General features: G+C 59.8%; 8 protein-coding genes. 6 read left to right on the forward strand and 2 right to left on the reverse strand.

Going from position 1 to position 8,924, the window contains the following annotated elements; translation table 11 throughout:
* Positions 1-53 precede the first annotated feature (53 nt).
* The gene (locus KSY82_RS09920; protein WP_217751094.1) at positions 54-575 is read right to left on the reverse strand and encodes a nitroreductase family protein; all 522 of its coding nucleotides are present in this window, start codon (positions 573-575) and stop codon (positions 54-56) included.
* A gap of 294 nt (positions 576-869) precedes the next feature.
* On the opposite strand from KSY82_RS09920, the gene KSY82_RS09925 reads away from it, so the two are divergent.
* The 4 genes from KSY82_RS09925 to KSY82_RS09940 all read left to right on the forward strand — a co-directional run bounded on the left by KSY82_RS09925 (position 870) and on the right by KSY82_RS09940 (position 5,568).
* Positions 870-1,160, forward strand: coding sequence for a CDP-alcohol phosphatidyltransferase (locus KSY82_RS09925; RefSeq protein ID WP_217751095.1), 291 nt, complete (start codon positions 870-872; stop codon positions 1,158-1,160).
* Positions 1,161-1,341: 181 nt separating this feature from the next.
* Positions 1,342-1,842 carry a MarR family winged helix-turn-helix transcriptional regulator gene (locus KSY82_RS09930; protein WP_217751096.1) on the forward strand — a complete coding sequence of 167 codons (501 nt, stop codon included), beginning with the start codon at positions 1,342-1,344 and terminating at the stop codon, positions 1,840-1,842.
* Positions 1,842-3,566, forward strand: a complete 1,725-nt coding sequence (locus KSY82_RS09935) for an ABC transporter ATP-binding protein (RefSeq protein WP_138375060.1) — start codon at positions 1,842-1,844, stop codon at positions 3,564-3,566. Before KSY82_RS09930 ends, KSY82_RS09935 begins: the two co-directional genes overlap by 1 nt.
* Before the next feature lies 1 nt (position 3,567).
* Positions 3,568-5,568: an ABC transporter ATP-binding protein gene (locus KSY82_RS09940; RefSeq protein ID WP_204986360.1), complete on the forward strand. Its 2,001-nt coding sequence runs from the start codon at positions 3,568-3,570 to the stop codon at positions 5,566-5,568.
* A gap of 110 nt (positions 5,569-5,678) precedes the next feature.
* Here KSY82_RS09940 and cysE read toward each other — a convergent pair whose 3' ends face one another.
* Positions 5,679-6,383: a serine O-acetyltransferase gene (cysE, locus tag KSY82_RS09945; protein WP_035138740.1), complete on the reverse strand. Its 705-nt coding sequence runs from the start codon at positions 6,381-6,383 to the stop codon at positions 5,679-5,681.
* 223 nt (positions 6,384-6,606) lie between these two features.
* On the opposite strand from cysE, the gene KSY82_RS09950 reads away from it, so the two are divergent.
* Both KSY82_RS09950 and KSY82_RS09955 read left to right on the forward strand, forming a co-directional pair.
* Positions 6,607-7,245: a DedA family protein gene (locus KSY82_RS09950; protein ID WP_138113555.1), complete on the forward strand. Its 639-nt coding sequence runs from the start codon at positions 6,607-6,609 to the stop codon at positions 7,243-7,245.
* Positions 7,246-7,542: 297 nt separating this feature from the next.
* Positions 7,543-8,595 carry a branched-chain amino acid aminotransferase gene (locus tag KSY82_RS09955; protein ID WP_035138743.1) on the forward strand — a complete coding sequence of 351 codons (1,053 nt, stop codon included), beginning with the start codon at positions 7,543-7,545 and terminating at the stop codon, positions 8,593-8,595.
* The last annotated feature ends 329 nt before the right edge of the window (positions 8,596-8,924 follow it).

The following is an 8,924-nucleotide window of genomic DNA, read 5'->3' on the forward strand; positions in this document are numbered from 1 at the left end:
GGCCCGTGGGTTATACCCTAAGAGCAAACCACCCTTTTTAAGGGTGGTTCTGATTACTTTACGTACACCACGTTGTCGCGGCGCGGCTTTGCCTCGGGTAGCGTGTCCTCGGCGTAGCCAAGAATGCAGTTACCGACACCGCGCAGGCTGCCGTCGGCGGGCAGGCCCCAGCTGGCCAGCAGCTCCAGGCCCTCGGGCGAGTCAAAGACCTCATGCGCGCGGTGAATCCAGCACGAATCGACACCCAGTGCATAGGCGGCGTTGAGCAGGTTGCCCATGGCGAGCGAGCCGTCTTCCAGATGGGTGGGCACGCTGCGGTCAACCAGCACCACCACAACGGTCTTGGCACCGTAGAAGGGGTCGCTGTTGCTGTCCATGACCTGGGCGTTGAGCTGTGAGAGACGCTCGACGGTCGCGGGGTCGGTGACGGCGACAAACGTCACCGGCTGGCGGCCCATGCCGCTCGGTGCATATTGGCCGGCTTCGATAATACGTGCAAGCTTTTCGGCCTCGACGGGACGATTGCTGTATTTGCGGCAGCTGCGACGGTGAATGAGTGCTTCGATAGTCTCCATGGTGTCTCCTTGCGGTGGCGTTGCAGATGCCCCGTTCATACCCGTCGGGCTTAAACGATAGACGGTCAATTGCCCGGCCAAAAGGATAGATTTCAATTGGCAAAGTAGGTTTGCATAAAAGTACCTTCAGAATGTGACAAACAAATGGGATGGTTAAACGTTTTATCCCGTCTACCCTGCGGTTTTTTACCACTTGCCTAAATGACGAACGCATAACCTCTGATAAGGGTTTTACTAAAGGAGTACCAACGTTTATCAATGCGCCGTGGTGGCGCCGGGCCAGGAGGTAACATCATGTTCCAGGCTGGAGATGTCGTCGAGACCGATTTCGAAGGATTTCTGAAGCTGCTGCGTTCCAAGACGCGCGCTTTCGTGTCGATCAACGATCACGAGTACTACATCACGCACACCGATGGCTATTGGCGTGTTCAGGATTGCGAGGCCCTCAACAACAAGGGCCACTTTACTGACTGTTCTGAGTTGGTCAACACGGTCTGCGAGGTCGTCGAGCTGCCGTGGATTGCCGGCAAGAGCCTGCATGACAGCTTCTCGGGCGCTACGGTCTATGAGGCCGTCGCCGCTTAACAGGCAATAAAACCCGATTTTCACGTGACCGCTGGCGCCGCCCCCGCGCCGGCGGTCTTTTTCTGCCGATAGGCCATAAAAATGCACGCATTTGCGGAGAGCCTGTTGACGATAGTCAAAACTCGGACTAATCTAGAGACACATAATTGGTCAAAAATCGGACAATTGAATGATGGGATAGATGAATAGTGCGGTTACGCTGGTCGACTTCGATCGGTTGCTCAATGGACTCGACCATATCTATTCGGAGTTCTCGCGCGCCCGCGGCCTTTCGGACTGCGCCTACTGGATGCTCGTCGACACGAGTGCAGCGGGCGGAAGCGTTGCCGTGAGTCGGCTGACGAGTGAATGGTTCTACAGCAAACAGACCATCAATTCGGCGATTAAAACGCTTAGGGCGCGAGGGCTTGCGACGTTGGAGTTTGCCGAGGGCAGTCGTAAAAACAAGGTTGTACGACTGACCGAAGAAGGCGTGCGGTTTGCCAAGCGCTACGCGTTGCCGGCGCAAAAAGCCGAGCAACAGGCATTCGAGGCGCTCGAGCCGTGGGAACAGTGCGAGATCATGCGCTTGGTCGGTAAGTTCTCCCATGTTCTTAACGAAGAGTGCGAGGCATTTAAACGGCAAGTGGCCGCCGAGAACGAGACTGACGATAAGGGCGAGGGGGACGCATGCGACTCTTAATGAGGTTTATGAGGCCGTACCGCGGTCTGATTGCGGTGACGCTGTTTGCGGTGCTGATAGATAACGTCGGTACGCTGTTGGTTCCCACGATGCTGGCGAACATGGTCAACACCGGTATTACCACGGGTGATGTCGACTATATATTACGCAACGGCCTGTACATGCTTATCGCGACCGGCATGGCCAGCGGCGGCACGGTGCTGGGCTGCTATCTTTCGGCGCGCCTGGCCGCCAACGTGGCCTGCGATATCCGCAATGCCGTGTACGACAAGTCGCTCGAGCTGTCCGCCAGCGACTTTGAGCGCTTTGGCACGGGTTCGATGATCACGCGCTCGCTCAACGACATCAACGTGATTCAGCAAGCTGTCCTTCAGACGATTCAGCTGGTGCTGCCGGTGCCGTTCTTGGCCGTGGCAGGCATCATTTTTGCTTGGTTCATCGATCCCGCCATGGGTACGCTGCTGGGCGTGGTGGTTGCGATCGTGCTGGTGGCGGCGGTCTTTACCGTTGCCAACGCCGCGCCGATCTTTATGCGCCTGCAGAGCTTTATCGACCGCATGAACGTGGTGCTGCGCGAGAACATCGTGGGCGTGCGCGTCATCCGCGCATTTAACAAGGAGCGCCACGAGGAGCAGCGCCTGGACGAGGTGTTTAGCGATTACGCGGCCAATGCCATCAAGGTCAACCACCTGTTTGTGGGTCTCGACAGCTCCAGCTTCTTTTTGATGAATATCGCCGAGGTGGCGGTGCTGTGGGTGGGCGGCAACCGCGTGGGCGTCCACGCCATGCAAATCGGTAGCATCTCGGCCGTGCTGGAGTACGCGATCCTGATCCTGTTCTTTGTGATGACGGCGCAGATGGTGATTCTGACGCTCCCACGCGCCGCCGCATGCCTGAACCGTGCGCAGCAGGTGTTGGAGATTGAGCCGAGCATCGTGGACGGCAAGCGCACGCTGGACACGTGCGCGGCGGAGTCTGTTGACGGTGCCGACGCGGTGGCCGTGTTCGACCACATGTCGTTCCGTTTTGACGATGCCGACGAGGATACCCTGTGCGACCTGAGCTTTGCCTGTCGCCGTAGCCAGACCACGGCGATTGTAGGCTCGACGGGTTCGGGCAAGTCGACGGTGGCCAAGCTCTTGCTTCGCTTCCACGATGCCACGAAGGGCGCCATTCGCCTGAATGGCATCGATCTGCGCGACCTTTCGCAAGACGACATCCGCGGGCGTATCGCCTATGTGCCGCAGAAGGCATGGCTGTTCTCGGGTACGGTGGCGAGCAACCTGCGCTTTGGCAACGAAGACGCGACTGAGGCTGACATGCTCCATGCGCTGGAGGTTGCCCAGAGCACCTTTGTGCTCGACCAGCCCCAGGGGCTCGATACGCCGGTGGCCCAGGGCGGCACGAACTTCTCGGGTGGTCAGCGCCAGCGCCTGGCGATTGCCCGCGCACTCATGAAGCATGCCGATCTATATATCTTCGACGACAGTTTTTCGGCCCTGGACTTTAAGACCGATGCGGCACTGCGCCATGCGCTGCAGGACGAGACGTGCGATGCCGCGGTGCTCATCATCGCCCAGCGCATCTCGACTATTTTGCATGCCGATCAGATCGTGGTGCTCAAAGACGGCGAGATCGTGGGCCTAGGCACGCACGACGAGCTCATGGAAACCTGCGAGGTGTACCGCGCAATCGCGGAATCGCAGATGAAGGGAGGTGAGTAGCATGACCGAGGAGCTCAAGAAGCAGGGCATCGTCGATGGCGCTGCGGTTGTAGAGACAGTCGAGGAGACGGGCGTCGCGCCCGACCTGGACGAAGCCGCCAAGGCGGCGGAGCGCGAGGCTCGCCGCCAAGCGCTCTACGAGGAAAACGAACGTGCCGAGGACGAGCGCGCCCGCGCCGAGGCAGAGCGTATGCGCGACGTGGACGACGAAGACGAGGACGAGACGCCTCGGGATACCTGGGCGACGGTGCGCCGCCTGTGGAGTGAGGCTGCCGGCGACCATTGGCGCTTCTATATCGTGTTCGCGAGCATTGTGTTCTATGTCATCTTTAACACCGCCGCGCCGGCATATAGCGCCCGCGTGATCGATGAGCTGTGGGGCCACATTCAGGTGGCGTTTGCCAACGACACCACTTTCAGCATCACCTGGGAGAACTGCGGCAAGACCATTTTCGTCTACTTTATGATCTGGACTGCCGCTGCCTCGTTCTATGCGCTCCAGAGCTTTTTGATGTCGAGCGTCGCTGAGCGTCTCAATCTGCGCCTGCGCAACCGCATCGCGCAAAAGCTCAACCGTCTGCCGCTCGCCTATTTTGACGCGCATCGTCCCGGCGAGGTCGTCAGCCGCGCGACCAACGACCTGGACAAGATGTCCGAGAGCATGCAGCGCGGATTGCTGCAGCTGCTCGTGTCGATCGGCACGGTTGTTGGTGCTGTGAGCGTGATGTTCGTGTTCAGCGTGCAGCTTACGCTCGTCTTTCTGTTCTTTACGGCACTGTCGCTGCTGGTGACGAAGGTCGTCTCGCGCCGCACACACGATGTGACGGGCGAGCGCCAGGAGTGGGTGTCCAAGATTACGAGTGCGGTCGAGGAAGGCTATTCGGGCCGTCTGGTGATCCGCGCGTTTAACCGCGAACGCCAAAGTTCTGCCGAGGTGCACCAGGCCTCGGGCGAGCTGGCACGCGTGAGTGCCAAGGCCGACTTTATGATCAATGCCGTCGGCCCTGCGGTGCGCTTTATCGGCCGTTTGGCGCAGATCGTGATCGCGCTGGTGGGCTGCAGCATGCTGGTTGCCGGTCACATGACCGTCGGCGTGTTCCAGGCGTTCTTCCAGTTTATCTACGAGGCGTCCGAACCCATGACGCAGCTGTCGTTTACCTTCAACTCGCTGCAGAGCGCGTTGGCGAGTGCGGAGCGCGTGTTCGACCTGCTCGATGAGCCCGAGATGGAGGCCGATCCGCTGCCGGACGAGGCCGCCAAGCTGCCGGGTCGCGTTGAGGGTCGCGTCTCCTTTGAGCACGTGCGCTTTGGTTATTCGCCCGACAAGCCGCTTATGCACGACGTGTCGTTTACCGCCGAGCCGGGCCAGAAGATTGCCGTGGTGGGAACCACGGGCGCGGGCAAGACGACGCTCATCAACCTGCTCATGCGCTTCTACGAGATTGACGGCGGGCGTATTACGCTCGACGGCGTGGATACGAGCCGCATGGACCGCGGCGAGCTACGGCAGCAGTTTGGCATGGTGCTGCAGGACGCCTGGCTGTTCGATGGCACGATTGCCGAAAACATCGCCTACGGCTGTCCCGAGGCGACGCGTGAGGAGATCGTGGCGGCTGCGCGCGCCGCGCAGGTCGATTTCTTTGTGCGCACCATGCCGCAGGGCTATGACACGCGCGTGGCCAACGATGCCGAAAGCATCAGCCAGGGCCAGCGTCAGCTGCTGACCATCGCACGCGTGCTGCTCAATAACCCGGCGATTCTCATCCTGGACGAGGCGACCTCAAGCGTGGATACGCGTACCGAGCTTGCCATCGGTCGTGCCATGGACGCGCTCATGCGCGGGCGCACGAGCTTTGTGATCGCGCACCGCCTGTCGACGATCGTGGACGCCGACCTGATCTTGGTCATGGATCACGGCAACATTATCGAGCAGGGCACGCATAAGGAGCTGCTGGCTGCCGAGGGTGCCTACGCCGACCTCTATCTGAGCCAGTTCGCATAATGTGACAAAGGGACAGTCTCTTTGCCACATCACAAATAAGGCGCGCCGGGGATGAATTCCCTGGCGCGCCTTTGCGTTGATGCCGATGTCGTTTTGTGCCGCTTGCGTTCCTAGCGTTCGTCCACGAGCTTGGCGACGAGGGCCTTGAGCTCGGCCACCTCTCGCTCGAGTTCCTTGACGCGGCGGGCATTCTCGGTGATGCCCTGGCGGTTGAGGGCGGACTGCTCGGCGGCGTCATCGGGCATGTACTCGCGATGCTGCTTGGCGTCGAAACTCTCCTCGAACACACGGCAGCCGTTGCGCTTGATGATGCGTCCCGGCACGCCCACGACGGTGCAGTTGTCGGGGACGTCCTTAACGACGACCGAGTTGCCGCCGATCTTGACGTTGTTGCCGATGCGGATGTTGCCGAGCACCTTGGCGCCCGTGCCCACCGTGACATTGTTGCCCAGGGTGGGGTGACGCTTGCCGGTCTCGTTGCCGGTGCCGCCGAGCGTGACGCCCTGGTAGAGCACACAGTTGTCGCCCACAATGGTGGTCTCGCCGATGACGACGCCCATGGCGTGGTCGATAAAGAAGTGCTTGCCAATCTGCGCGGCAGGGTGAATCTCGACGCCGGTGATGTGGCGGGTGATTTGCGAGAGCACGCGGGCGAGCGAGCGATGACCGTGCTCCCACAGCCAGTGCTCGGGCACGTGGTTCCACTTGGCGTGCAGGCCAGGATAGGAAAGAAAGATGACCAGACCGTTTTGCGCGGCGGGGTCCTGCGCCTGGACGGTCTTGATGTCCTCGCGAATGGTATTGATAAAGCTCACCGGCCGCCCTCCCTTAGCGCCATGGCAATGCGATTCAATAAAGTATAGCGATTCGCTAGGGATTAAAAAGGACAATCTTGGCGGCTTTGCGCTACAAGTGTCAGTTATGCAAACTTGCTGGTAATGGAGTCATGCTTTTGTGGGGTTGCGCACGAGGGGGCACCGCAACCGTATACTGGTCAACTTGGACGTATCCGCGCCCACAACTGAGAGGTTTTACTTCATGGGTTTCATCAATTTTATTGCCGAGCTGCTTAAGGACCCGCGCACCGCGATCGCCAGCTGGATCGCCGCCGGCCCGCTTATGGCCTACGGCTGCGTGTTCCTGATCATCTTTATCGAGACGGGCGTGGTGTTCTTCCCATTCCTTCCCGGTGATTCGCTGCTGTTCGCCTCGGGTTTCTTTGCCCACAACGGTGGCTTTAACATCGTGGCGCTTCTGGCCACCGCATGGGCCGCTGCCATTTTGGGCGATCAGTGCAACTTTATGATCGGTCACTTCTTTGGCCGCAAGATCATCGCTTCGGGCAAGGTCAAGGCCATGACGCCCGAGCGCATCAAAAAGTCCGAGGACTTCTTGGACAAGTGGGGTCACCTGGCCATCTTCCTGGGTCGCTTCTTCCCGTTTATCCGCACCTTTGTGCCCTTTATCGCTGGCATGGGCGGCATGCACTGGCGCAACTTTGTCGTCTTTAACGTGCTGGGCGGCATTACCTGGTCGACGGTCTTTACGCTGCTGGGCTACTTCTTTGGCGGCATTCCCTTTGTGCAAGAGCACTTTGAGCTGCTGATTATCGGCATCGTTGCCGTGTCGATCATCCCGACCGTGGTCGGTCTGGTTAAGGCCAAGCTGGGTAAATAGAACGCCTAGCTCGAGCCAGCGCGCAGACCGTACAGTTGAGGCCCGTCACCGCTTACGGTGGCGGGCCTTTTTGCTTCGGTCAAATGAAAATACTTTACTTAGTTAAAGAAAAGCGTTTTATCAGACGCGTGTGGGGAGTACAATCTCGTGCATGCGAATCGACGTGCCATCGGCTTTGATGCTGCTCGCGTGTCCCGTCCGGCTCTACGCTCCGGGCGTGCGACGTTGCGACGCGGTCGGCCTCGGTCCTTGCGTGCGGGTTCGCGAGTATGCAACTGTGTATGTAAGGAGCGACATATGACTGTCGAGAAGAAGGATATCGATTGGGGTAGCCTCGGCTTTGGCTACATGAAGACCGATTACAGCTACGAGGCTCATTGGAAGGATGGCGAGTGGGACGAGGGCGGCCTGACCACCGACCACACCCTGCATGTCTCCGAGTGCGGCGGTATCTTCCATTACTGCCAGGAGGTCTTTGAGGGCCTGAAGGCCTACACCGCCGAGGACGGCAGCATCGTCTGCTTCCGTCCCGACATGAACGCTGAGCGTATGTATAACTCTGCCCAGCGCCTCGAGATGCCCCCGTTTCCCAAGGACAAGTTCGTTGAGGCCGTCAAGCAGGTCGTTTCTGCCAACGCCGCCTGGGTTCCGCCCTTCGGTTCCGGCGCGACCCTGTACGTGCGTCCGTTTATGATCGGCTCCGGTGACGTGATCGGCGTGGCTCCCGCTCCTGAGTACACGTTCCGCATTCTCGTGACCCCGGTCGGTCCGTACTTTAAGGGCGGCCTCAAGCCCGTCAAGCTGCGCGTTTCCGAGTATGACCGTGCTGCACCGCACGGCACCGGCAACATCAAGGCCGGCCTGAACTACGCCATGTCCCTTAAGCCCACGATGGAGGCCCATCGCGAGGGCTATGCCGAGAACCTGTATCTCGACTCCGAGTCCCGCACCTATGTCGAGGAGACCGGTGGCGCCAACGTCCTGTTCGTGAAAGAGGATGGCACGCTCGTCGTTCCGCAGTCGCACACCGACTCCATCCTGCCCTCTATCACCCGTCGTTCGCTCGTTCAGGTTGCTCAGGACCTGGGCATGACCGTTGACCAGCGCCCCGTCGAGTGGGCCGAGGTCAAGGCCGGCACCTTTGTGGAGTGCGGCCTGTGCGGCACCGCTGCCGTCATCTCTCCGGTTGGCGAAATCGACAACAAGGTTTACGGCGCCGACGAGACCGTGACCTTCCCGGCTGGATACACCGAGATCGGCCCTGTGATGAAGAAGCTTCGCGAGACCCTGACTGGTATCCAGTCTGGTGCTGTCGAGGACAAGCACAACTGGGTTTACACCGTCGCGTAATTTGTCTTACCTATCCGGGCAGAGAACAAGTTCCCTCCCGGCGCGTCCTCGGACATGCAAGAAGCCCTCGCTGCGCACTTCGTGCGGCGAGGGCTTCTTGCGTCCTGCGGAGTGCGCCGGGAGGGAACTTGTTCTCTGCCCTGCGGGTTCGGCGATGTCACAACGGGCAATGATTAATCTGAATAAAGATGGTGCGCGGGGTCGCGCGCGCAGACATGGTGTAAGAGTGTCCTGAGGTCCGTCGCTGCAAGTCCCGATGTTACTCCTTCTTGAGGCCGTGCTTCTCGACTATCTCGTCCACTATCTCCCTGGCGCGCCGCCCGAGCGCG

Origin of the sequence: Collinsella aerofaciens, from assembly GCF_019131995.1 — a bacterium.
GTDB lineage: Bacteria > Actinomycetota > Coriobacteriia > Coriobacteriales > Coriobacteriaceae > Collinsella > Collinsella aerofaciens_S.